At 39.1% G+C, this 24,381-nt stretch carries 22 protein-coding genes; 8 read left to right on the top strand and 14 right to left on the bottom strand.

Going from position 1 to position 24,381, the window contains the following annotated elements; genetic code table 11:
• Positions 1-9: 9 nt before the first annotated feature.
• Genes C727_RS0102795 through ubiD form a run of 6 tightly spaced genes read right to left on the bottom strand, consistent with a single transcriptional unit; the run spans position 10 to position 5,923 of the window.
• A complete protein-coding gene (locus tag C727_RS0102795) occupies positions 10-621 on the bottom strand; it encodes an Hpt domain-containing protein (protein ID WP_155949152.1) in 612 nt (203 codons plus the stop codon).
• 8 nt (positions 622-629) lie between these two features.
• Positions 630-3,047 carry a sensor domain-containing diguanylate cyclase gene (locus tag C727_RS0102790; protein WP_081579165.1) on the bottom strand — a complete coding sequence of 806 codons (2,418 nt, stop codon included), beginning with the start codon at positions 3,045-3,047 and terminating at the stop codon, positions 630-632.
• A gap of 10 nt (positions 3,048-3,057) precedes the next feature.
• On the bottom strand, positions 3,058-3,438 hold the full coding sequence (locus C727_RS17835; protein WP_017444106.1) for a response regulator: 381 nt from the start codon (positions 3,436-3,438) through the stop codon (positions 3,058-3,060).
• 28 nt (positions 3,439-3,466) lie between these two features.
• Positions 3,467-4,171 carry an NAD(P)H-flavin reductase gene (gene fre / locus C727_RS0102780; RefSeq protein WP_017444105.1) on the bottom strand — a complete coding sequence of 235 codons (705 nt, stop codon included), beginning with the start codon at positions 4,169-4,171 and terminating at the stop codon, positions 3,467-3,469.
• Between the two features lie 2 nt (positions 4,172-4,173).
• A complete protein-coding gene (locus tag C727_RS0102775; protein WP_017444104.1) occupies positions 4,174-4,455 on the bottom strand; it encodes a 2Fe-2S iron-sulfur cluster-binding protein in 282 nt (93 codons plus the stop codon).
• Between the two features lie 4 nt (positions 4,456-4,459).
• Positions 4,460-5,923: a 4-hydroxy-3-polyprenylbenzoate decarboxylase gene (gene ubiD / locus C727_RS0102770; RefSeq protein WP_026052520.1), complete on the bottom strand. Its 1,464-nt coding sequence runs from the start codon at positions 5,921-5,923 to the stop codon at positions 4,460-4,462.
• A 137-nt stretch (positions 5,924-6,060) separates the two neighbouring features.
• On the opposite strand from ubiD, the gene C727_RS0102765 reads away from it, so the two are divergent.
• The gene (locus C727_RS0102765; protein WP_017444102.1) at positions 6,061-6,513 is read left to right on the top strand and encodes a helix-turn-helix domain-containing protein; all 453 of its coding nucleotides are present in this window, start codon (positions 6,061-6,063) and stop codon (positions 6,511-6,513) included.
• Positions 6,514-6,526: 13 nt separating this feature from the next.
• On the top strand, positions 6,527-8,332 hold the full coding sequence (gene recQ / locus C727_RS0102760; protein WP_017444101.1) for a DNA helicase RecQ: 1,806 nt from the start codon (positions 6,527-6,529) through the stop codon (positions 8,330-8,332).
• A gap of 52 nt (positions 8,333-8,384) precedes the next feature.
• Here the strand turns inward: recQ and C727_RS0102755 are convergent, their stop codons facing one another.
• The 5 genes from C727_RS0102755 to dnaA all read right to left on the bottom strand — a co-directional run bounded on the left by C727_RS0102755 (position 8,385) and on the right by dnaA (position 16,135).
• Positions 8,385-9,929, bottom strand: a complete 1,545-nt coding sequence (locus tag C727_RS0102755; protein WP_017444100.1) for a methyl-accepting chemotaxis protein — start codon at positions 9,927-9,929, stop codon at positions 8,385-8,387.
• Between the two features lie 131 nt (positions 9,930-10,060).
• Positions 10,061-12,472, bottom strand: coding sequence for a DNA topoisomerase (ATP-hydrolyzing) subunit B (gene gyrB / locus C727_RS0102750; protein ID WP_017444099.1), 2,412 nt, complete (start codon positions 12,470-12,472; stop codon positions 10,061-10,063).
• A gap of 9 nt (positions 12,473-12,481) precedes the next feature.
• Positions 12,482-13,588, bottom strand: coding sequence for a DNA replication/repair protein RecF (gene recF, locus C727_RS0102745; RefSeq protein WP_017444098.1), 1,107 nt, complete (start codon positions 13,586-13,588; stop codon positions 12,482-12,484).
• Positions 13,589-13,606: 18 nt separating this feature from the next.
• The gene (dnaN, locus tag C727_RS0102740; protein WP_017444097.1) at positions 13,607-14,710 is read right to left on the bottom strand and encodes a DNA polymerase III subunit beta; all 1,104 of its coding nucleotides are present in this window, start codon (positions 14,708-14,710) and stop codon (positions 13,607-13,609) included.
• 18 nt (positions 14,711-14,728) lie between these two features.
• Positions 14,729-16,135 carry a chromosomal replication initiator protein DnaA gene (gene dnaA / locus C727_RS0102735; RefSeq protein WP_017444096.1) on the bottom strand — a complete coding sequence of 469 codons (1,407 nt, stop codon included), beginning with the start codon at positions 16,133-16,135 and terminating at the stop codon, positions 14,729-14,731.
• Positions 16,136-16,473: 338 nt separating this feature from the next.
• On the opposite strand from dnaA, the gene rpmH reads away from it, so the two are divergent.
• From rpmH to C727_RS0102705, 6 genes are all read left to right on the top strand, one after another.
• Complete coding sequence (gene rpmH / locus C727_RS0102730; protein WP_017444095.1) at positions 16,474-16,608, top strand: 50S ribosomal protein L34; 135 nt, start codon at positions 16,474-16,476, stop codon at positions 16,606-16,608.
• A 9-nt stretch (positions 16,609-16,617) separates the two neighbouring features.
• Positions 16,618-16,977, top strand: a complete 360-nt coding sequence (gene rnpA, locus C727_RS0102725; protein ID WP_040459114.1) for a ribonuclease P protein component — start codon at positions 16,618-16,620, stop codon at positions 16,975-16,977.
• Positions 16,944-17,207: a membrane protein insertion efficiency factor YidD gene (yidD, locus tag C727_RS0102720; protein WP_017444093.1), complete on the top strand. Its 264-nt coding sequence runs from the start codon at positions 16,944-16,946 to the stop codon at positions 17,205-17,207. The genes rnpA and yidD overlap by 34 nt, the downstream gene beginning before the upstream one ends.
• Before the next feature lie 6 nt (positions 17,208-17,213).
• Positions 17,214-18,839: a membrane protein insertase YidC gene (gene yidC / locus C727_RS0102715; protein ID WP_017444092.1), complete on the top strand. Its 1,626-nt coding sequence runs from the start codon at positions 17,214-17,216 to the stop codon at positions 18,837-18,839.
• Between the two features lie 67 nt (positions 18,840-18,906).
• A complete protein-coding gene (gene mnmE / locus C727_RS0102710) occupies positions 18,907-20,271 on the top strand; it encodes a tRNA uridine-5-carboxymethylaminomethyl(34) synthesis GTPase MnmE (protein WP_017444091.1) in 1,365 nt (454 codons plus the stop codon).
• A 122-nt stretch (positions 20,272-20,393) separates the two neighbouring features.
• Positions 20,394-20,669, top strand: a complete 276-nt coding sequence (locus tag C727_RS0102705) for a hypothetical protein (RefSeq protein ID WP_017444090.1) — start codon at positions 20,394-20,396, stop codon at positions 20,667-20,669.
• A gap of 14 nt (positions 20,670-20,683) precedes the next feature.
• On the opposite strand, the gene C727_RS0102700 is transcribed toward C727_RS0102705, so the two are convergent.
• The 3 genes from C727_RS0102700 to hemH form a co-directional block, all read right to left on the bottom strand.
• Positions 20,684-21,307 carry a LysE family translocator gene (locus tag C727_RS0102700; protein WP_017444089.1) on the bottom strand — a complete coding sequence of 208 codons (624 nt, stop codon included), beginning with the start codon at positions 21,305-21,307 and terminating at the stop codon, positions 20,684-20,686.
• A gap of 5 nt (positions 21,308-21,312) precedes the next feature.
• Positions 21,313-23,031, bottom strand: a complete 1,719-nt coding sequence (locus C727_RS0102695) for a potassium/proton antiporter (RefSeq protein WP_017444088.1) — start codon at positions 23,029-23,031, stop codon at positions 21,313-21,315.
• Between the two features lie 186 nt (positions 23,032-23,217).
• Positions 23,218-24,315 (bottom strand): ferrochelatase, encoded by a 1,098-nt coding sequence (gene hemH / locus C727_RS0102690; RefSeq protein ID WP_017444087.1) that lies wholly within the window; start codon positions 24,313-24,315, stop codon positions 23,218-23,220.
• Positions 24,316-24,381 lie beyond the last annotated feature (66 nt).

Genomic DNA, 24,381 nt, shown 5'->3' with positions numbered 1-24,381 from the left:
TCGCCGCGCTTATTTTGCGACTTGTAATTGTGCTAATGCGTTTATCAGCTCGTAATAATAGTGTTGTGCCGTATCTTGCTGTTTTAATTTTAACGCCGCATTAAGTGCTTGTGCCGTACGGCCAATCGTTTGTAAGCCGAAATTACCGGCACTGCCTTTAATTTTATGAGCAATTAACTCAATTTGATGCCAGTCCTGCTGCCAAAAACAAGCTATAAGCTGCTGTTTGTCTCGCAATAACGAGTTTATATAGTCAGCTTGTAAGCTTTTAAATAGCTCGCTATCTGGTGCTATTAAATAATCTTCGTCTTGCCAACCGTCTGCATCTTCTGATTGATCAAGCTCGGCTTGAATTAAAGCTAATAATTGTTTAGCAGAAAGTTCAGAGCTAAATTCGATAACGGGTATATTGGTTGTATTTAATTCGCCTATCCGACATTCACTTTGGCTGTTCAACAATATTAAATCAAATCTGTGTAGCCCAAACAATTTATTCAATTGATTTTGAAAGGCCGCATCTATCACTGTGAGCCCCTGCTCAATCAGTGTGTTTATCAAATCGTCATTTTGCCCAATTTGCGCTTCTATAAAGAGTATTTTTTGGCCATTAAATGTTTGCATTATCGCTGTCAATGCTCCCCTGTTCGTTGCCAAAATTCTTCATCTACCACTGCTACAAGCTGTTTATTTCTTATCTGCCTAGAATACCCTAACAAATTGTTTTTAATATTTTTATTAAGATTTTTTATGATGGTTTCGTCAATAGATAATAAGTGCTCGTGGCGAGCGGCGAGGTACAATAAATAGTCTACAAAAGCTAAATCATTCGACCCGGTCAACCAGTGCAACCAATATTCTTTATGCAGCCAGCGCAGACAAACATCTGTTGACGATGCCACTTCGATGACCATAAGCGCACTCATACTTTGCAAACGCGTTAAACGTTCGTCTAACAACTCAGAACTTAGTGTTAAAGTATGACTTTGTGTGTACATTTTAAAAACGACATTAGCCAAAATCACTCTATCACTAACAATCAACTCGGATAGTTTGTTAAACCAATTTTCGTCGGCCAGTAAATTTAGCTCTAACGGAAAATAGATTTTTTCGACCACTTTTTTCTGGCATTTAAGATAGTGCAATAAACTTTGTAAATGTAAAAAAACCAACTCCCATTGAAGTGTTGAGTTATAAGGTTTAAATTCGGGCAGTTCGCGATACTTTTGCTCATTTTGGTGATACCAATACAACCTAGACTCTTGGATCAGCGGTGTCTCATTTTCTAATCGACTAATAGGAATAAATTTAAGGCAAAAATTAACCTTATCGTCCAGATCAATAGTTAGCGCCTGAAGCTGCCGACATTCACTTTGGTTTGATGCAAGTTGATGTTCAGAAAACATTAAACAGAGGCTGAGGCGGTTTGCTGAGTCTGTTGCCGCGCGCTGAGCATTTTCTATCAACTCACTGATTTCTCTGCCATGATCAGGATATTGGCTAACTCCAATACTAACTGCTACATCAATTTTAATTTTTTCAACGATAATTGGTGAACTAAAAATAAAGCTAATTTCACGGCACAAACGCTTATAATCATGCTGTTTACCTCTCAGGCCAACAATAAAACGACCATTTTGATAATAACCTACTTTTTGCGCTTCTAAATCAATCACATCCAAGGTAACGGCTCTGCGATTATTTTTGCTCCATGCGGTTAATTTTTGACTAATTATTCGTAATAAGGCATTGGTGACCGCATAACCATAATTTTGTTCGAACAAACGCATATGTTTAAGTTGAATAACGTAAACCACAAACCCTTTATAAGCTTTGGCATTTTCTAGCGAAATATCAACTAAGTTGCGGTTTGGTAAAAGTGTCACTGGGTCGTGAGTCGTGTAACGATTTTTTTGGTTTTGTTCGTATCTAAGCTTATCGGCCAATGCGAGCGACATCAAAAACACTTCTAATATAATAGCGTAATGAATTAAGGTAACCGCAAATTGATTGCTTGGGATGACTTTCCACACGGTAAGTTGAACGATTACAACACCTACGATTAAGGGTAGCCAAGATAGCAGATAAAATTTTGCCGCTCGAACCCCTTTTATAAATGCCCAAAACGCCGATATAACACAAAGCGGAACACATAAAATTAAACCTATGGCGATTAATGTAATAGACGCCTGACTTGATAATGCAGGAGAAATTAACGCACTGCCACCGATAAACCAACACATCAAATACATGATTTTGTCTAATCGATAAGACAATTTTGCTGTGCCTAAAAAATGCATGCAAAATAACAAAGCGAATAGCATATCAAGCAATACTAAGGGCTCTGTTATATAAATCTGCGCTGGGTAATGCGGTATGCCAATAAAATTGGCATACCCTAAAATAGAGCCACGCCAGATAATCAAGGCTAAAATATACAATGCATACCAAATATAAGCTTGCTGGCGAACGGCAAAATAAATCACCAAGTTATATACAGCCAAACAAATCAATATGCCAAAAAATATGCCCGTCAGGGTGAGGATTGACCAACTCTGATAAATATATTCATGGCTATCCCACAGCACTGGTTTAAACACGCCAACACTATGGTCCATTTTTATTAAAATATAAGCGATTTGAGGTTGTGGGCTATCCAGTATAAAAACTGGATTATGGTTATACGGGTTGAGCTCTGGTAGCTGCTTAATTTTACCATTTGTTTCAATTGAATAAGCTGAAATTTCGCGAGCTTTGCCTCGCGCTAGCTCTAACAAATAATCTTTTTGTTTAATTAACTGCGGGATCTCCATTAAAACCCAAGTAACAATATCCTGATGCCCAGGATTTATATATTCGGCTTTATAATAGGGGATTTCGGTGTTTTTAAAATGTTGGTACACCTGCTGCGGTGTCATCTCATTTTGGCTGGCAAAAACTCGACTATCAAATGCTAAATTAACTTTTGGTGTTATGGCATATCCGGTTTGTGTGCCGATTATCAGCCACAACACCAATCCACATAGACTTCTAATCAAGTTTTTATCCATAAAATATGATCTAGTGTAAAACTAAATCAATCTGCGTTAACAACTCTCGTTTACGAAAGGGTTTTTGAATAATAGGGATGTCAGACAAACGTTCATTTATCTCCATTTTATCATCAACATACCCGCTCATAAATATAATTGCAGTGTCTGGTTTTTGTTGTAACACTGCATTGGCAAACTGAGCCCCGTTCAACTCTCCAGGCATCACTAAATCACTAAGGATCAGATCATAAGGTTGCTCTGCCGCCAACTCTAATCCCCGCTGTCCCGATTCGGCCATGCTGACATCACAGCCAAAAAAATTAAAGACTTCACCTAAAAATTGCAGTAAGGGTAAATCATCATCAACCACCAAAATCTTTTTACCTGCGAGCTTTGTAGAACTATCCATACTCCCTGCCCCTATTAATTACCTAAATTTAATCGTCGATAAATGCAAACGCATCTGCAAACATATTTGCTTTTTGAAGACCGCGCTCAACAAATTGTTTACGAGCTTTGCCCACCATAGCAAATGGTCCTGCACTATAAATATGATAGTCATGAAGTGACGTAAAATCATTTAATACAGCATCAATGACCAATCCGGTGCGGCCAGACCAAGTAGCCTGCGCATTTTCAATAACGGGAATAAATTTAAAGTTTGCATGCTGTTGTTCTGCTTGATACCAGTGCTCTAGTTCATACACAGCATCTTCACTTCTTAATCCCCAATATAAAAATACAGGCTGAGAAAAATTTTGTGCTAATAAAGTTTCAGCTATAGACTTCACATAGCTAAACCCAGTTCCACCAGCCAATAAAATTATTGGACAGTGTTCCTGTTTTTGCAAAAAAGCATTGCCATTTGGGCCTTTTAATAAAACTTTGTCGTTATCTTTGATATGTTGCATCGCAGCCGAACTAAACTCGTCTTTTTGCGCTGCACCAATATGCAGTTCTATATAGTCATTTTGCAACGGGCTGTTTGCGATCGAAAAAGGACGTTTATCGTTCTCACTCAGCACAACTTCTATGTATTGCCCCGCTTGAAATTGAATCTGTGTGGCGGGTTTCAAAATGACTTTATTCACAAACTCGGTCAAGGGCTCAATAGAGCTGACTGAGCATTCAAACTGACTCATAACTAATCCTGGTTTAATAAACTTATTTTTAAATCGGTTAACGGGTACGCAATGCAGGCAATCACAAGTTGCTGTGCTATTTCTTCATCGGTAAAAATATACGCACTATCCCCATAGCTTACCCGTCCGGCTTCTAACTTACAAATACAGCGCCGACAACTCCCGTACAAACATTCGTATGGCAAATTAACTTTATTACGGATCGCTGCATCAACAATCGTTTCAAGTGGTTCAGCTTCAAAACGGACACCGTCAGGGACAATTTCGATTTGCACATTGTTCATTATGCTACAAACCTAGCGTTGGCCATAACTCATCTATTTTTTGTTTGACTGTCTCATCCATTTTTATTTCCCGTCCCCATTCTCTATCTGTTTCGCCGGGCCATTTGTTAGTTGCATCCATGCCCATTTTTGATCCTAGGCCTGATACTGGAGAAGCAAAATCAAGGTAGTCAATTGGGGTGTTTTCAACCAAGGTGGTATCACGAGCCGGATCCATCCTTGTGGTAATGGCCCAAATAACATCTTTCCAATCGCGGGCATTAATATCATGATCGCAGACTATGACAAATTTGGTATACATAAATTGCCGCAAAAATGACCATACCCCCATCATTACACGCTTAGCATGACCTGGATATTGTTTGCGCATGGTAACCACTGCCATTCGATATGAACAGCCTTCAGGTGGTAGGTAAAAGTCTTCTATTTCGGGAAACTGCTTTTTTAAAATAGGGACAAAAACTTCATTTAATGCAACCCCTAAAATCGCCGGTTCGTCAGGTGGTCGCCCCGTATGTGTGCTGTGGTAAATAGGATCTTTGCGCTGAGTGATATGAGTGACAGTAAATACCGGAAAATAGTCGGTTTCGTTATAATAACCAGTGTGATCACCGTACGGCCCTTCTTCAGCAGTTTCGTCCGGATCTATGTAACCTTCTAAAACAATCTCTGCACTCGCGGGCACCTGTAACTCATTGCTGATACATTTAACCACTTCTGTATTTGCGCCTCTTAACAAACCTGCAAATGCATATTCTGACAAGGTATCTGGTACTGGCGTTACTGCACCCAAAATAGTCGCTGGATCGGCACCTAAGGCCACAGATACCGGAAATTTTTCACCTGGATGCTGTTTTTTAAATTCTTGAAAGTCTAACGCACCACCACGATGTGATAGCCAACGCATAATAACTTTATTTTTACCAAGCAATTGTTGCCTATAAATACCTAAATTCTGGCGCTTTTTAAAAGGACCTTTAGTAACAGTTAAACCCCAGGTGATTAAAGGCGCTACATCTTCTGGCCAGCAATGTTGGATTGGCAGTTTCGTTAAATCGATATTTTCGTCTTCTAAAACAACCTCCTGACAAGGTGCCTTTTTGACTTTTTTAGGTGCCATATTCAGCACTTGTTTATAAACCGGAAGTTTGGCAAATGCATCTTTAAATCCTTGTGGCGGTTCTGGCTCTTTTAACATCGCCAGTAGTTGGCCCACTTCTCTTAACGCACTAACAGAAGTTTGTCCCATCGCCATAGCGACCCGCTCTGGTGTGCCAAACAAATTACATAGTACCGGCACGTTAAATCCCTCGGGGTTCTCAAATAATAAAGCCGGCCCTTGTGCTCTTAATACACGATCGCTGATTTCTGTCATTTCTAAATGAGTTGAGATCGGTTGGCTAATACGTTTTAATTCACCCATCTTTTCTAGTTGCTGAATAAAATCTCGCAAGTCTTTATATTGCATTTTGCCTCGGCCCAATTTTAAAATTCGCGTTAATAGTAACATTTATTCGACCACCTGAAACTGTAAATCCTGATTGGCATTTAGGTTTTAAACGGGTAAAATAAAATATATCATTATGATATAAACCAAAATACCAAATGACATCTCAATACGATATAAACCAAATTGAACAATTGCTTAAGCCATATCAGGGCACTGACTATGATAAAGCGAGCGCACTTTGCCAGTTAATCTCAAATGCGCTTATACCGATCGCGGATGAAGCAAGTCTAATCACAGCGCTGGAGCTTGCAGAGCAATTAAGTGAAGTAGATCTGGCCGATAATCAACTTTTGGCTGCTATGCTGGACGCGTTAATCAATAACATTGAAAGTTATGAGTCTAACTCTGAAAAAACCCCAAATCAGGTATTAGCTGACTTGATGAAAAAACATTCAACACGGCAAAAAGACTTAAACCATATTGTGCCTCAGAGTATTATTTCTGAGTTGGTTAATCACAAACGTCAATTAACGATTCGCCATATGCAGGCATTTGCAGATTATTTTAACGTGCCTGTCAGTCTTTTTATCAGCGCCAGAAAATCTTAATTCAGGAGTTATTTTGCAGCCCACTGCACTCAATACTTTAAAGTCAGTTTTTGGTTACGAAAGTTTCCGTCAAGGCCAAGCTGAAATCATAGATTCAATTTTAAATAAGACAGATTGTTTGGCGGTACTTCCAACAGGTTCTGGTAAGTCAATTTGTTATCAAATACCTGCGCTTGTTAATTCAGGTTTTGCCTTGGTGATCTCCCCCCTTATCGCGTTAATGCAGGATCAAGTTGATCAATTAAACCAGTTTGGTGTTTCGGCTGCCTGTTTAAATTCGACATTAGATTTTGCTGCACAAGACGATTTGTATAATCAGTTGTCACATGACCAAATTAAAATTTTATATATAGCGCCGGAAAAATTATTACAGCCCCACACTCTCAATCGTTTGTTACATTTTAATATTAATTTAATCGCAATCGACGAAGCGCATTGTGTTTCACAATGGGGGCATGACTTTAGACCTGATTACGCGCAACTTGGAACCTTAAAAAGCTATTTTCCTCGCACTCCTATTATGGCCTTAACAGCAACTGCAGATGATACAACTCAAGAAGACATTATCAATCTTCTTAACCTGCAAAATTGTTATAAGTATATCGCCAGTTTTGACCGGCCCAACATTCGCTATATCCAACAAGAAAAATTTAGTGCACTCACGCAACTTAAAGACTATATCCAAAAACATGCAAAACAATCTGGCATTGTTTACTGTAGCTCGCGTAAACGTGTTGAAGAGGTACAAGCGTTTTTATCTCGCCACCAAATTAAAGCCACTGCTTATCATGCAGGATTCACGCTTGAGCAACGTAAGCAAGCACAAACTAATTGGTTGAGAGACAACGTGGAAGTGATGGTTGCAACCGTCGCTTTTGGCATGGGAATAAATAAACCCGATGTAAGATATGTTGTGCATTATGACATTCCCCGCTCTATTGAAGGCTATTATCAAGAAACTGGCCGAGCAGGAAGGGATGGCCTTGATAGTGAGGCTTTACTATTGTTTGATGAATCAGATATTGAAAGAGTGCGCTGGATGATTTCTCAAAACCCAAATGCCGACAGAGCAGAACTGGAAGAAAATAAATTCTCTTCGATGGTCTCACTTGCGCATAGCCAAACCTGTCGACGTATGGTGCTATTAAATTATTTTGGCGAAGCGATTAATCAAGCCTGCGGTAACTGTGATATCTGTTTAAACCCACCTCAGCAGTACGATGGTTTAGAAGATGCACAAAAAGCGTTATCTTGTATTTATCGAACGGGCCAAGCTTCTGGTTTTAACTATATTGTTGAAGTATTACGGGGCGCTAAAAATCAGCGGGTAAGAGAGCATCAACACAATAAACTTAGCGTGCATGGCATAGGCAAAGATAAAAGCCCAGAATACTGGTTAAGTATTCTGCGTCAGTTAGTTCATTGTGGTCTAGTTAGAATTGATATAACCGACAACGCTCATTTAAAGCTTACCGAACGCGCTCGCCCTATCTTGCGTGGTGAAGTTGAATTAAAACTGGCACTGCCACAAATAGACAAAGCCGCTGTCATCTCTCAAAAAGAAAAACCTTGGCTTAAACAAAACTACGATAAACGTTTATTTGAACGACTCAGACAGCTAAGAAAACAAATCGCTGACGAATACGATCTACCCAGTTATATTATTTTTAATGATGCAACCTTAGTAGACATGTGTATCAAAGTACCGGATAGTCGCCAAGCAATGTTAAAAGTAAATGGGGTCGGAAAACAAAAGTTAGAAAAGTATGGTGACTTGTTTTTACAAGAAATTGCCAGCTATCAGCATAGATTTGATTAATAGTGTTTCGGTTCAGTGCGTTTAGTCGAATCCCCTAAACGCATCACGAGTTTTATTTATTTGAAAAAGTTTGACCTATACTACTAATTTGCTCTGTCATTTTAAGCAAACTTTCAGCCCCCTGTTCTTGGCTATTAACCCTTTCAAGATCACTTTCTGAAAGCATATTCAGTTGTTGAATATTGCGGTTAATTTCTTCTGAAACCACTTCTTGCTCTTCGGCCGCCGTTGCTATTTGACGTGCCAAATCAGAGATCTGATCAACCATGCCAGTGACTTCTCCAACCATATTGCTGGCTTGTGAAACTGACTCATTGCAAGCAATAGCAGAATGGTAATTTTGATTCATGCTTACTTGCCATTTATCAATCCCTAAATACATGGCATCAATATTATTTTTAATGGTTTTCGCTGATTCTTGACTACGGGCAGAAAGCGCTCTGACCTCGTCAGCGACTACCGAGAACCCTCGGCCATGTTCACCTGCACGGGCAGCTTCAATAGCAGCATTTAAAGCTAATAAATTAGTTTGATCCGCAATACCATCAATTTCATCCATAACTATTTTTACTTTTTCTGCTAAAGATTTTAATTCGTCAGCTGAACTTGACGCTTCTTCTACTTGCTGAGCTAACCTACGCATGGCTTCAGACGTTTGCACAAAGTTCTCCGATAATGATGCACACGCCGTATTAGTATTGTCGACTTGATCCGAAGTTTGCACTGTATTGTGCGCAATTTCTTTAGCCGTGCTCGACATTTCGTTGACCGCAGCTGCTACTTGTGAAAGCTCTTCTTGCGCTTTTCGTCGATTATTTGCCGAGACACTAATGTTTTCACTTAGCCCTCCCGAAACAAAATTTAGTTCGTCAGTTAAAGCGGTAAAACGACCAATAACGGTTCTGTTTTTGGCATCTTGTAACGCCAATGCGTATCGAATCACTGCAGGCTCTTTATTACCAAACGTTATTGTACGGGTAATGCTTTTATATTTTTGGTCAAGTTCTGCCAATAGATTAGGGGTTTCAAAAATTGAGACCCGATAAGATAAATAAAAAGCCAAAGTCATTAATACAGGAATGAGACAAGATTGCCAGCCAAAGCTATACAATTGCATTATTATTAAGGTGAGTAACGAGCTTATCGCAACAATATGTTTAGTATTAAAATTGACTTGGTGACTTACCGTTTTGTTATTTTGTAGCTTTTGGTATATCAGCTCGGCTTTGTGTTTATCTTGATCTCTGGCTTTAATTCTTACCGATTGATAACCGACAACTCTATGGTTTTGAATAATGGGCGTTACATATGCGTCGACCCAGTAATAACTGCCATTTTTACAGCGATTTTTCACTAATCCTCGCCAAGATTTATTGTCTTTTAAATGCCCCCACAATTCAGAAAATGCATGTTTAGGCATGTCAGGATGGCGAATTATATTATGGTTTTTTCCTATGAGTTCTTCTTTACTATACCCGCTTACAGCACAAAACGCTTCGTTTACGTAAGTGATCACACCTCGTAAATCTGTTGTTGATACTAACTCCTGACCATCTGCTATTTGAACTTCTTGGTTATTTAGTGCAGCTTCTTGCATTCTACAACTTCCTAAATGACTGCTAAACTTTTTTCACCCCCTACTATAAAACCCTTTTGCTTACATTACATTATTCTAGATCAAAAAAGCCGACAAATTGTCGGCTTTTGAAAAACTTAAATATTGTTCGTTTACACGTCTAGGTTCACGACATTTAATGCGTTTGTTTCAATAAACTCTCGACGAGGTTCAACTTGGTCACCCATTAAGGTTGAGAACAACTGGTCGGCACCGATAGCATCTTCAATGGTGACTTTAAGCATACGGCGACTACCTGGGTCCATTGTGGTTTCCCAAAGTTGGTCTGCGTTCATCTCACCTAGCCCTTTATAGCGCTGGATATATAAGCCTTTTTTAGACTCCTTCATTAACCAGTTCAAACCTTCATCAAAAGTTTGGATTGGGTAAACACGCTCACCGCGTTTAATATAAGCACCCTCTTCAACTAATTCAGATATCATCTGGCCAGTTTTACAAATGGTTTTATAATCGGCCGAATTGATAAAATCTAAATCCAAGTTATAAACATGATCAACACCATGGGTTCTTACATTAAAGCGTGGTATATAGAGTTGCACTTCTGGGTCTAAAATAACTTCATGATTAAAGATTGAACTACCATCTTTGCTTGATTCCAGCTTTGCTGCAATCTGATTTGCCCAGTTTTCGACATACTCTTTGTCTTTTAGTGAGCTTTCCGTTAATTGTTCTGCCGTCTTAAATTCGTTAACTAAATAACTATTCAGCGTTCTAGAGAGTCGCTCAACAATGTGCTCACAAACTTGATAGTCTTTTACGATCTGCTCTAATGCTTGGCCTGAAATAGCAGGCGCATCGGCATTAACATACAATTCAGCACCATCTAAAGCTAGGTTTGTTAAATAAGCTTCGTAGGCCGCTTCATCTTTAATATATTGCTCTTGTTTGCCTTTTTTAACTTTAAATAAAGGTGGCTGAGCAATAAAAATATGACCGCGCTCTATAATCTCTGGCATTTGGCGATAAAAGAAAGTCAGCAATAAAGTACGAATGTGTGAACCATCAACATCAGCATCCGTCATTAAAATAATTGAATGATATCTTAATTTATCAGGATCATACTCATCACGCCCAATACCACAGCCCAGTGCAGTGATTAACGTACCTACTTCTTGTGAAGAAAGCATCTTATCAAAACGTGCTTTTTCAACATTTAATATTTTACCTTTTAGTGGCAATATCGCTTGGTTTTTACGGTTACGACCTTGTTTTGCTGAACCACCCGCAGAGTCACCCTCCACTATATAAAGTTCAGAAAGCGCTGGATCTTTTTCTTGGCAATCGGCTAGTTTGCCAGGTAAACCAGCAATGTCTAACGCACCTTTTCGGCGAGTCATTTCACGAGCTTTTCGGGCAGCTTCACGCGCTCTAGCTGCGTCCATAATTTTACTAACGATCGATTTAACATCCGCTGGGTTTTCTAATAAAAAGTCATTTAACTTTTCACCCATGGCCTGTTCAACGGCACTTTTAACTTCGGATGATACGAGTTTGTCTTTAGTCTGAGATGAGAATTTAGGATCAGGCACTTTAACAGAAACAACAGCAGTTAAACCTTCTCGCGAATCATCACCTGTTGTAGCAACTTTTGCTTTTTTCGACAATCCCTCTTTCTCCATGAAAGAGTTTAAAGTCCGTGTCAATGCAGAACGGAATCCCGCTAAGTGAGTACCGCCATCTCGTTGTGGAATATTATTCGTAAAACAAAAAATGTTTTCTTGGAAACTATCATTCCATTGACAGCTTACTTCTACTGTTATGCCGTCTTCACGCTCAGTAATAAAATGAAAAACACTTTTATGGATAGGTGTTTTTTTACGGTTTAAGTATTCTACAAAAGCTTGAATGCCACCTTCGTATTTAAAGTGATCATTTTTTCCATCTCTTTCGTCAGTTAATTTAATAGATACGCCCGAGTTTAAAAAACTCAATTCACGAAGGCGTTTTGCCAGTATGTCATAATGAAAGACAGTATCAGTAAAAATTTCGTGCGAAGGCCAAAAACGAATTTCTGTGCCCGAATCTTCTGTTTCACCAATGACAGCAAGTGGGTTTTCTGGTTCACCTAAATGATATTTTTGCTGATGGACTTTACCTTGACGGCGAATTGTTAATTGCAGTTTTTCAGAAAGTGCATTTACAACCGAAACACCAACGCCGTGCAAACCGCCGGACACTTTATAAGAGTTATCATCAAATTTACCACCTGCGTGCAAAACTGTCATTATGACTTGCGCCGCTGATACGCCTTCTTCTGAGTGAATTTCTGTTGGAATACCCCGTCCATCATCTCGTACAGAAACCGAACCGTCTGAATGAATGGTAACTAAAATATCCTTACAGTGACCTGCAAGGGCCTCATCTATACTGTTATCAACAACCTCAAACACCATGTGATGTAAACCGGTGCCGTCATCGGTATCACCAATATACATACCTGGTCTTTTTCTAACAGCATCTAAGCCTTTTAAGACTTTTATCGATGACGAATCATATTCTGACATTTGCTGACCCTACTCTAATAATTGTCCATGTTTCACGTGAAACACAGAATAAAAATTGTTTCTTGTTACTACTTGTTTTATTAAATCTAAATCTTTTTCAATACAACTAAAAAACATCTGATTGTCTAAATCTGCAACCAGCTCAAATGTTTTTTTAATGGAATCGAAATCAAGCTCTGCGCATATATCGTCAAAGAGCCAAATACAGTTTTTATCGGTCATTTTAAAAATTAACCGTTCTGCGGCTAACAATAGAGCTAAAACAAAACGCTTGCTTTCTCCTCGAGATAAAAGATGTTTTATATTTCTATCATCTATTAAAAATAATACATCATCTCTGTGCACCCCATAGCTAGTGGTTTTTCGTTTTAAGTCCTGAGCTAGGGTGTCTGCTATTATATCAGAATATGATTGTGAGGTATTCCATCCCGCTTTGTAAATTAATTTAACATCTGAGTTTAAAAATTTATCATCCAAGCTTTTAAATTGTTGATTAAATTCGTCGTTAAGTTGAGCAACCATTTGTTGGCGATAGGAATGAATGTTCGCGTTTAACTTAATCAATTGCTGGTCAAAACTTTTAACTAATTCTATTTTATGATGCCTTAGTGCTGAGTTACGTTGTTCTAGTACACGAGCATAATCTCGATAAACAGCAGAGCAATTTGTTGATTGTTCCACGTGAAACACTAACCAATCAATTAATCGTCTACGAAAACTTGGACTTCCTTCAATCAAATCTAAGCTATCGTTCGTGAAGCTAATAATAGGAAAATAACTGGATAATTCGCTCAGTCTCGCGACCTTTTGCCCTTTTACCCGAATCTGATTATCCCCATTTTTAAACTTACTAATCCCGAACGATTGTTTTACAGTATCGGACTTTTTAAAACGAGCAGCAGCGTGAACCGTCAATTGAGTTTCGGAAAAATTAATCAGTTCACTGTTTTTTGATTTTCGAAATGAACGACCAAAACCTAATAAGTGGATAGATTCTAAAAACGACGTTTTACCACTGCCGTTTTCACCCACTATAACATTAAACTTGTCGTTTAAAGAAATGTCTAGATGACTGACATTGCGAACGTTTTGTATCACAAGCCGAGAAATATACATATATAAAATGAGGTTAAATTATAACCTCATTGGCATAACAACATAGACAGCTGATTCATCATTATTGTCTTCAATTAAACCACTGCTATTTGAATCGCCCAATGTAATTTTAACTTGATCGGATTCAAGTGCATTTAACACATCTAGGATATATGCAACGTTAAACCCTATTTCTAATTCTTCACCTTGGTAATTAACTTCTACCATTTCTTCGGCTAGTTCTTGTTCTGGGTTTGTGGCTGTAATCATTAATTGGTTGTTAGAAAGATTTAACCGAACCCCTCTAAACTTTTCATTAGATAAAATCGCAGCACGAGCAAACGCTTGTTTTAAAACACTTTTATCAGCAATTATTTCTTTATCACCGCCTTTAGGCAATACTCGTCGATAATCTGGGAAACGTCCGTCAACCAATTTACTGGTAAAGGTAAAACTCGACGAGCTAACGCGGATATGATTGCTACCCAAAGAGATATAAATATTGTCGTCATTATCTTCAATCAAACGACTAATTTCCGTCACGCCTTTTCGTGGAATAATAACCTGGCTTTCGTCTAAATTTTCGTCTGCCAATTTAAAGCGGGCCAACGCTAAACGGTGACCATCGGTTGTCACGCATCTTAATTCGTTTCCTTGAGTTTCCATTGACATCCCATTTAAATAATATCGGACATCTTGGTTGGCCATTGAAAACGAGGTGCTATTAATTAAGTGTTTAAGATCATTTTGATGGATTGCAAAATTAATTTCACTCTTCCACTCTTCTAAATTAGGAAAATCTTTGGCTGGCAGAGTAGACAATGAATAACGACTTTTACCAGATTTAACTTTAAGTTTGTTATCCTCTAATTTAAATTCAATAAGGGATGCATCACTTAAACCACGACAAATATCAAATAATTTACGTGCAGGTACAGTCACCTGACCATCTTCAGACGCCTGAACCAGCTCCACAGAAGAAACTAACTCGACCTCTAAGTCGGTACCTGTAATGGCCAACACCCCATCACTTATATCTAACAGTACATTAGACAATATAGGTAAGGTATGTCGTTTTTCGACTGTTCCGGTAGCAAGTTGAAGCGGCTTGAGTATATCTTCTCGGCTAACTGAAAATTTCATATTTTTATTATCCAATATTTACGACGATAAAGTGCGGACCAAATTTGAATAGTCCTCTTTAACATCGTGATTATTTTCACGTAAATCATTTACCTTTCGACATGCGTGTAACACTGTTGTGTGATCGCGCCCACCGAATGCAGCACCTATTTCTGGCAAACTATGGTTGGTTAATTCTTTTGAAAGAGCCATTGCTATTTGTCGAGGTCGTGCAACACTTCGGCTACGACTTTTAGACGACATATCAACCAACTTAATTTTATAATATTCCGCAACTGTTTTCTGTATGTTCTCTATTGTAACGAGTTTTTCTTGTAATGCGAGCATATCGCGCAAGGCATCTTTGGCAAAATCAATCGTCATAGGACGGCCGGTAAAATTGGCATTTGCTATAACCCTGTTCAGTGCACCTTCTAGATCTCGCACATTAGATCGCAGACGTTTTGCAATAAAAAATGCCACTTCATTTGGCAAAACAAAATTAGATTCTTGCGCTTTTTTCATTAAAATCGCAACACGCGTTTCTAGCTCAGGTGGCTCAATAATTATAGTTAATCCCCACCCAAAACGAGACTTTAAACGATCAGCAACATTTTCAATTTCTTTGGGATAACGGTCACTGGTTAAAATAACCTGGTGATTACCCTCTAATAACGCGTTAAAGGTGTGGAAAAATTCTTCTTGAGATCGTTCTTTACCAGAAAAAAACTGGATATCATCAATCAACAAAGCGTCAACCGAACGATAATGTCGCTTCCACTCTTCAATCGAATTGGTTTGCAGCGCTTTGACCATATCTTGCACAAAACGTTCTGAATGCATATAAACAACTTTCGCATCTGGATTGCGCTGTCTAATTTCGTTGCCGACAGCATGCATTAAGTGCGTTTTACCTAACCCAGTACTACCGTATAAAAAGAGCGGGTTGTATGCTGTACCCGGGTTGTCGGCAACCTGTGTCGCCGCAGCGCGCGCTAATTGGTTTGATTTACCTTCAACAAAATTATCAAAGGTATAGTTTTCCCTTAAATTTGACCGAATACTTGGAGGTGTTTGCCCTACCTGAGCTGCATTGATACTAAATCCAGGATTGTTTGTACTCGTCGGACGATGCACTTGATGAGCACGCTCTCCTTGCCCGTTACCAAGCTCTAGTTTAGGGTTATTCACAGGCGCCGCTGGACGCGAGCCAACTTCAAGCTTTAATACCGGCGGATTCGCGCCAGAAAATTCAATAATAAGCTCGTTAATTCGATCTGAATACTTGTCCCGCACCCAATCTAAAACAAATTTATTAGGTGCATAGAGTGTAATTTCATTGGCCTGCGCTAAAACCTGCAGCGGGCGAACCCACATATTGTATTGTTGCGAAGGTAATTCCCGTTGCAGCGAATCTAAACAATTCTGCCAAAGTGAGTCACTCAAGGTACTCGATCTCCAAATACTAAAAAGACAGTGATTTCACCAGAAATTATCCACAAGTTCAATATTGACAAATCAGTTATTTAGAATTCGCTTAAAAAATAAATGTAAAGTGTTGATTTTATTGCTTTTAATATTTATTAAAATCACACAAATCTGGTTCGATATGAGCTTAGAAGCCATTTGTTTAAGAACTAAATATGTGGATAAAACTCTATATTTAGAATACTTATACATAAGCATTTGACGGTGTTGTTTTTTACTCAACTATTTGATATTATTCGCGCCCCTTTAAAGGTCCCGTGCTGATAAGCACACAACGATTAACCGGAATTATTGCAATGAAACGTACATTTCAACCAAGCAACATCAAGCGTAAACGCAACCACGGTTTCCGTGCGCGTATGGCTACTAAAAGCGGTCGTCAAATTTTAGCTCGTCGTCGTGCTAAAGGACGCAAGGTTTTAAGTGCCTAATTGTCTCCTGTGAAGACTTACGCTTATAAGCGGGAGTTACGCTTACTAACTCCCGCCGATTTTCAATCGGTATTTGATGCCCGTCCTAAAAAGTTCTCCTGCCGCTATTATACAATCCTCGCTGCAAAATCTAACTTTGATAAACCTCGTTTAGGTTTTACCATATCTAAAAAGAAAGCCCGTTTTGCGGTTCAACGAAACAAAATTAAAAGAGTCGCACGCGATTCATTTCGTTTGCAGCAGCATGAACTACCTAATGTTGATATGGTATTTATTGCTAAACAGGGGATTGCATTAGCAAGCAATGAAACATTGCGGCATGAACTGGAATACACATGGAAAAAAATAAAGCGCCACATGAAAAGTTAATGGCGGCTTTGTTAATAGGTTTAATAAAAATCTATCAAACATTGTTAAGCCCCCTACTCGGCCAGCGCTGCCGATTTTATCCAAGTTGTTCAAATTACGCTTTAGAAGCAATTAAATGCCATAGATTTGGCTTTGCCTGTTGGTTAACGGCCAAACGCGTTATAAAATGTCATCCATTTTCGTCCGGTGGTTACGACCCCGTGCCTAAATCTACCAATAAAGAGAACTAACATTCTATGGAATCGCAAAGAAGTTTATTACTAATCGGTTTAGCCCTGGTTACTTTTTTGCTGTGGCAACAATGGCAGCTAGATAACGCGCCACAGCCGCAACAAACAACAGTCGCCACTCAAAGCCAATCAAACACCAATTCAACTGCTGGACAAGGTGACGTACCTACAGGTTCAAGCTCAGATTTTCAAGCGACTCAATCAAGTGCGAGTACAATTGAAATTACTACAGACACGGTTAAAGCAGTTATTGATTTGGTCGGCGGTGATATCATTCAGCTAGACCTGTTAAATTACGCCAAAGAAAAAGACAGCAATGAACCTTATGAGTTATTGGTTCCTGCTGGTGGTCACTTATTTCATGCTCAGAGTGGCTTAACAGGTGTTGATGGCCCAGATGCCAGCAGCGAAGGGCGTCCGGTTTACCAAAGTGAAAAAACCGAATATGTGATGACTGGGGATATTTTAGAAGTACCGGTTAAATACGCCAATAAAGAAGGTTTAGTTGTAACTAAAACTTTTATCTTCAAACGGGGTGAACACACAGTTGATATCAACTTTAATGTGCAAAACAATGCACCAACCGTTAAATACGTGCAACTATTTGCTCAATTAAAACAGCACATGGGACAAGCACAAAGTTCAATGATGATGCCAACCTATCATGGTGCGGCCTACTCAACCCAAGATGAATCTTACGAAAAAGTTAGCTTTGATGACATTAGTGAAAAGTCATTAAACAAAAGTAGCACAGGTGGCTGGGTTGCCATGATTGAGCATTATTTTGTAACTGCTTTTATTCCCTCTCCGGATGCTCAAATTGATATTTCAACCAAAGCCTTATCTGGCGGTACTGCGCTTGTTCGCTACAAAGGCGAGTTAGTTAAAATTGCACCAGGTTCACAAACTGAATTATCAACCACCTTATATTCAGGCCCTAAAGACCAAGATAAGCTCGCTGAGCTGGCTAAAAACCTCGAGCTAACAGTAGACTATGGTATTTTGTGGTTTATCTCGCAACCGTTATTCCACTTACTTAAATTTTTGCACAGCTTAGTGGGTAACTGGGGTGTGGCCATCATTTTAATTACCATCATCGTAAAAGGTTTGATGTATGGCTTAACCAAAAAGCAATACACCTCAATGGCCAAGTTGCGTAAGTTACAGCCAAAGTTAAATGATCTCAAAGCTCGTTACGGCGAAGATAGACAAAAGTTTTCACAAGCTATGATGGAGCTGTACCGTAAAGAAAAGGTCAACCCAATGGGTGGCTGTTTACCAATATTACTGCAAATGCCTATCTTTTTAGCTTTGTATTGGGTATTTGTTGAAAGTGTCGAGCTGCGCCATGCTGAATTTATTTTATGGATCCATGACTTATCTCAACAGGACCCATATTATGTTTTACCAATCTTAATGGGTGCTAGCATGTTTATTATGCAAAAACTGCAGCCAACGCCGATGCAAGATCCTGTTCAGCAAAAAATCTTCCAGTATATGCCGGTGATGTTTACCTTTTTCTTCTTATGGTTCCCATCAGGTTTAGTTTTATACTGGTTGGTCAGTAATATTATTTCTATCGTTCAAATGCTGATGATCAATAAATCGATTGAAAAGTCAGGTTTAAAATAACTTAACCGACACATCTCAATCACAATAAGCGGGTCTCAGGCCCGCTTTTTTAGTTAGGGGGTAAAAAATGTTAAATCAAGAAACTATCGCAGCGATTGCTACCGCACCAGGTCGTGGCGGTGTAGGTATAGTTCGTGTCTCAGGCCAAAAAGCACAACAAATTGCTGAGACCATATTGCATAAAAGCTTACCCCCACGAAAAGCTGAATATTTAAAATTTTATGATTTAGATGGCGCTGTTATTGATCAAGGCATTGCCATTTATTTTAAGGGGCCAAACTCCTTTACCGGTGAAGATATCATAGAATTTCAAGGCCATGGTGGGCCTGTTATATTAGACCTTTTATTACAGCAAATTGCCTCTATCCCTGATGTGCGTCTTGCGCGACCCGGTGAGTTTTCTGAACGAGCTTATCTCAACGATAAACTGGACTTGGCACAAGCTGAAGCCATTGCCGATTTAATTGAATCATCCAGCGAACAAGCAGCTCGCTGCGCCCTGCAAACCTTACAAGGTGAGTTTTCTAAACAGGTTCACCAGCTTACTGAAGCCATTATACACTTACGTATTTATGTTGAGGCGGCGATCGACTTTCCAGAAGAAGAAGTGGACTTCCTCTCTGACGGAAAAATAGAAAAAGATCTTTTGGCTATTCTAGATAACACAGAGCAGGTGTTACAAAAAGCTCAGCAAGGTGCGTTATTAAAAGACGGTATGAGTGTGGTGATAGCCGGTAAACCTAATGCCGGCAAATCCAGTTTATTAAACGCACTTGCCGGACGTGAAACCGCGATTGTAACCAATATTGCCGGCACCACTCGAGATGTTCTGCGTGAGCATATCCATCTTGATGGTATGCCATTACATATTATAGATACCGCAGGCTTACGTGATAGCCCAGATGAAGTTGAGCAAATTGGGATTGAGCGTGCCTGGCAAGAAATAGAAAAAGCCGATCGTATTTTATTAATGGTAGATAGCACAGAAAACAATCATGCGGTTGAGCAAGATTGGCCTGAGTTTTTTCAGCGCTTAGGTGATAACTCAGTTGGAGTCACTGTGATCCGTAACAAAGCGGATCAAAGTGGTGAAGCTATTGGTTTTGAAGATGCTAGCCCCTACCCTGTGATCCGTTTATCAGCAAAAACTGGCCAAGGTGTTCATCATCTAACAGATCATTTAAAAACCATTATGGGCTATCAAGCCTCTACCGAAGGACAATTTTTAGCACGTCGCAGGCACATAGACTCACTCAATAGAGCGCTTGAACAGCTAGAAAATGGAAAATACCAGCTACAAGTTATGCAGGCTGGTGAATTACTGGCAGAAGAGCTCAGACTAGCACAACAGCATTTAAATGAAATCACCGGTGAATTTACCAGTGACGATCTACTTGGCCGAATATTTAGCAGCTTTTGTATTGGCAAATAGGTTAAAATGTCTTATTTTTTAATCATATTTGCGAAGCAAGTCAATAAGTGCTCTTGGTGATCTTAATTATCAAGAGTACAGTACAACTGTATATTAACTTTTACCTGCTAATTTAAATAGATATGTTGATAAACCCAGAACAAATCGGCCAGACCTCTGTTAACTTTTTACGCCAACAGCGTGCGTATACAAACGAGTATTCGGCACACGTTTTTACTTTTATTGCAGATGAATGTGCCTTTAATAGTGATAGTGCAGAGGAAATCATTGCTAAAGTCAGTGTGCAATTTGCATTGTTAACAGGTATTTCTGAACAGCAATGGCAACGGCTTTTACAACAAATTGAGATATCAGATAATCTTGATTTAGACGATCCTGGCGTTTTTTTTAACTGCTAAGTAAAACAAACACATTAGCTGATAAATAACCAACTACCGACGGCTAACATAAGTGCACCGGATATTCGGTTTACCCAGCGTAACTTATTTGCATTACCAAGCATATGTTTAAGTCCTTTGCCGCCGCTTGCGTATAGGCTCATACAAATAAACTCCAATACTAATATGGTACCGACTAATATCAGCAATTGAGGTGCTATGGCTTGCTCACCGTTAATAAAAGGTGGCAGTAAAGCTACCATAAATGCCCAGCCTTTAGGATTAGCAACAGCGGTAACAAATCCCTGTCCTATTAATGCCGATCGACTTTGTGTAGGCACTGTCGCTTGGGCGTCAAGTTTGATCGCTAACTTACTTTTTGATTGCCATAAACAAATACCTAAATAAATTAAGTAACCACCACCGACACACTTTAACAATACAAATAGCCACGGATAATTCAGCATAATGGAGGCTATGCCCAACACAGCTGATATCGCCACCAAAGCGACACCTGCAAGCTCTCCGAGCATCATCCACAATGCTCGTCGATAGCCAACACTCATTCCTAAGCTCATGGCTAAGGTCATACACATACCTGGTGTTAGCGAAACAAAAAAGAAAGTAGATATAAAAACGCTAAGCAAAGCTAAATTCATTTTGCTTAACCTTCGTTAATTTTTACACCAACGCCTGTGATCTCACCATCTTGCATCGTTTTTACTATCACAGTAATAGTATCAAAGCGGAACATATCACCAACAACCGGCTTATTATGAAACTTTTTGCGTAAAAATCCAGCCACTGTTAATTCAAGTTCCCCTTCGTTTAATTCAATACCATAAACACTTTGCAAATCTTGCATCAGAGATTCAGGTGATATTTCGAAAATACCATAAAATAAAGATTCTATTTTTAATGACTCATCTTTATGGCCAGAAAATAGCTTATTCATTTGCACAACATTGCCCTCACCTGCAACAAATAAAAGCTGATCATTTTCTTGCACTCGTTCATCTAACAGGTCTGTCAGCAATTTATTATCACGGATTAAACCAACGGCTTGACTCTGGCACTGTTCGTTTAATAACGGCACTATACGCCCCACGGCTAAGCAATCTCCCATTGCTTGATATATATATAAAGTACGCTCTATTCCTGGCAACTGCATTTCAACGTGCTTAGGGTCATAGCTAGGTGGTATTTCAATATTTAACCAGCGCGCCAGCGGTGCTATCGTCCAACCTTGTACCAACAAAGACATAAAAACAACAAAAAATGCCACCTCAAAATACATGATTGAATGCTCAAGCCCTGCCAGCAGCGGAAATAATGCCAAGATAATAGGCACAGCCCCGCGCAAACCACACCAACTTATAAACACTTTTTCTCGCCAAGGAAAATGAAATGGAGCAAGCGACAGTAAAACAGCAAGCGGTCTGGCAATAAAAATCAGCACAGCCGATAGAATAAGCGCAGGCACAGCAATATCTAACAAACTTGACGGGGTAACAAGCAAACCCAACATGACAAACATGCCAATTTGACTCAACCAAGCAATGCCATCATGAAACTTTTGAATATCGTCAATATAAGGCACCTTAGAATTACCCAAAATGGCACCAGCAATATAGATAGCTAAAAACCCACTCCCACCCCAAATGTTTGTTAGGCCGAATATGCCAAGCGCCCCCGCAAGTGCAAATAATGGGTATAAAGACGAAGGGACCACCATTTTGGTTGATGTAGTTTTTAATAAATATCCCCCTGCAAATCCGATAACTAAACCTAACCCCATTTGCTGAATAAATTTAAAAATAAACGCAAGACCGGCAGAGTCGTCAGCTGCAGACATAATTTCAACTAACGCTATGGTTAAAAATATCGCCATTGGGTCATTGGTACCGGATTCCATCTCTAACGTGCTACTGGTACGCTCTTTCAGCCTTAATTTTGCGGTTTTTAATAAACCGAATACAGCTGCTGCGTCTGTAGAACCAACAATAGCACCAATTAAAAATGATTCAGTAATAGACAATTCAAATACATAAAACGCTGCTAAACCTGTCACCGCTGAGGTCACAAATACACCCAATGTCGAGAGTGATAAAGCAGGTCCTAAACTCACCCTAAAGCTCTTTTTGTCTGTACCTAAACCGCCATCAAAAATAATCACAGCCAATGCTAAATTGCCAAATAAAAATGCTAAATCAAAACTATTAAAAGCAATCCCGCCAGGCCCATCCTCGCCCGCTAACATACCTAAAACTAAAAAAGCCAATAATAAAGGAGCACCAAATTTATGCGACAAAATGCTGGCAAAGATGCATAAAATAAGCAACACAGCCGCTATTAAAATTAAAATATTGGTTAATTCAATCATTCCGTGCCCTTAATACTGTATTAGGAATATGCCTCTTGCCGGCTAAGATCATAAAAATTAGTCTTATATATATGGGTAAGTATATGTTTTTCAACGGCTAAAATAATATCTTATTGATATATATCTTTACGATATAATCCAGCAGCAGGCTTAAGCTGCGCTGACGGTTTTGTGAAAAAAATTGAACTAATTTTTATCCGCCATTGATTCGCTCTTAATTAAAGCGGTAGCCAATTGCTCACTTTTTTCACTATTATATAAATTTAAGGTCCAGCCACTAAGGTTATCTTTTACCAAACTAGCAAGCGCCTCAATATGCTCATCATCACTATTAAGGGCATCTATATACTGATAAGATTCCCCGCCAGCGTTTAAAAAAACGTCTTTATTTTCGATACCCATTTCTTCAATCGTTTCTAAACAATCAGCAGAAAAACCAGGGCATACAACTTGAACTGATTTTATACCTTGGTTAGGTAATGCTTCGAGTGTTTTATCAGCATAAGGCTGCAGCCATTCTTCACGGCCAAAACGACTTTGAAAACAGGTAATATACTCGTTCTCAGATAATTGCAATTGTTCTGCCACCAAACGACTCGTTTTATGGCATTCACAAAAATAGGGATCGCCTTTTAATAAGTACTTTTTCGGTACACCATGATAAGAAAACATCAATTTTTCAGCTCTCCCATGTTGCGACCAAAACGATTCAATTTTATTTGCTAACGCTTTAATATAGGCTGGATAATCGTGATAATGCGAAACAAATCTAAAATCTGGCAACCACCGACGCTGAACAAAGTCTTTCGCGATCGCATCAAAAGTAGAGGCTGTTGTTGCACCACTATATTGGGGATACATAGGCAATACCAATAATTTTCGGACCCCTTTTGCCATCATATCATCAAGTTTTTTTGAAATCGAAGGATTGCCGTAACGCATAGCAAAATCAACAATGATATCGCCCCCGTGGTCTTTTTTAAGTCTACATAATAATTTATCAGCTTGAGCCTGAGTATGTATTAGCAGAGGCGAACCTTGCTCAGTCCAAACCGTTTGATACGCTTTAGCACTGCGACCCGGACGAATGTTTAAAATCACACCGTTTAAAATAAACCACCAAACAGCTCTGGGTACTTCAACAACTCTAGGATCAGCCAAAAACTCTTTTAAATAACGTCGCAACGATGCCTTATCGGGTGCATCAGGTGTCCCCAAATTGATAAGTAGTACCCCCATTTTAGCTGTGCTTTGGTGGCTAAAGTTTTGGTTATTTTTATACATATAAATCTCCGGCAGCAAGATGAACACCAAATTATATCTGTTGTGAACAAAATAATCTGGTATATA

This window comes from Gayadomonas joobiniege G7 (assembly GCF_000300815.1).
GTDB lineage: Bacteria > Pseudomonadota > Gammaproteobacteria > Enterobacterales > Alteromonadaceae > Catenovulum > Catenovulum joobiniege.
Note: the sequence above shows the minus strand (reverse complement) of the source record. Positions and strands in the feature narration are given on the sequence as shown.

Bases quoted from the DNA above. Each gene is read 5' to 3' on its own strand.
- C727_RS0102795 (WP_155949152.1), bottom strand. From the start codon at position 621: ATGCAAACATTTAATGGCCAAAAAATACTCTTTATAGAAGCGCAAATT.
- C727_RS0102790 (WP_081579165.1), bottom strand. From the start codon at position 3,047: ATGGATAAAAACTTGATTAGAAGTCTATGTGGATTGGTGTTGTGGCTG.
- C727_RS17835 (WP_017444106.1), bottom strand. From the start codon at position 3,438: ATGGATAGTTCTACAAAGCTCGCAGGTAAAAAGATTTTGGTGGTTGAT.
- fre (WP_017444105.1), bottom strand. From the start codon at position 4,171: ATGAGTCAGTTTGAATGCTCAGTCAGCTCTATTGAGCCCTTGACCGAG.
- C727_RS0102775 (WP_017444104.1), bottom strand. From the start codon at position 4,455: ATGAACAATGTGCAAATCGAAATTGTCCCTGACGGTGTCCGTTTTGAA.
- ubiD (WP_026052520.1), bottom strand. From the start codon at position 5,923: ATGCAATATAAAGACTTGCGAGATTTTATTCAGCAACTAGAAAAGATG.
- C727_RS0102765 (WP_017444102.1), top strand. From the start codon at position 6,061: ATGACATCTCAATACGATATAAACCAAATTGAACAATTGCTTAAGCCA.
- C727_RS0102755 (WP_017444100.1), bottom strand. From the start codon at position 9,929: ATGCAAGAAGCTGCACTAAATAACCAAGAAGTTCAAATAGCAGATGGT.
- gyrB (WP_017444099.1), bottom strand. From the start codon at position 12,472: ATGTCAGAATATGATTCGTCATCGATAAAAGTCTTAAAAGGCTTAGAT.
- recF (WP_017444098.1), bottom strand. From the start codon at position 13,588: ATGTATATTTCTCGGCTTGTGATACAAAACGTTCGCAATGTCAGTCAT.
- dnaN (WP_017444097.1), bottom strand. From the start codon at position 14,710: ATGAAATTTTCAGTTAGCCGAGAAGATATACTCAAGCCGCTTCAACTT.
- rpmH (WP_017444095.1), top strand. From the start codon at position 16,474: ATGAAACGTACATTTCAACCAAGCAACATCAAGCGTAAACGCAACCAC.
- yidD (WP_017444093.1), top strand. From the start codon at position 16,944: ATGGAAAAAAATAAAGCGCCACATGAAAAGTTAATGGCGGCTTTGTTA.
- yidC (WP_017444092.1), top strand. From the start codon at position 17,214: ATGGAATCGCAAAGAAGTTTATTACTAATCGGTTTAGCCCTGGTTACT.
- mnmE (WP_017444091.1), top strand. From the start codon at position 18,907: ATGTTAAATCAAGAAACTATCGCAGCGATTGCTACCGCACCAGGTCGT.
- C727_RS0102705 (WP_017444090.1), top strand. From the start codon at position 20,394: ATGTTGATAAACCCAGAACAAATCGGCCAGACCTCTGTTAACTTTTTA.
- C727_RS0102700 (WP_017444089.1), bottom strand. From the start codon at position 21,307: ATGAATTTAGCTTTGCTTAGCGTTTTTATATCTACTTTCTTTTTTGTT.
- C727_RS0102695 (WP_017444088.1), bottom strand. From the start codon at position 23,031: ATGATTGAATTAACCAATATTTTAATTTTAATAGCGGCTGTGTTGCTT.
- hemH (WP_017444087.1), bottom strand. From the start codon at position 24,315: ATGTATAAAAATAACCAAAACTTTAGCCACCAAAGCACAGCTAAAATG.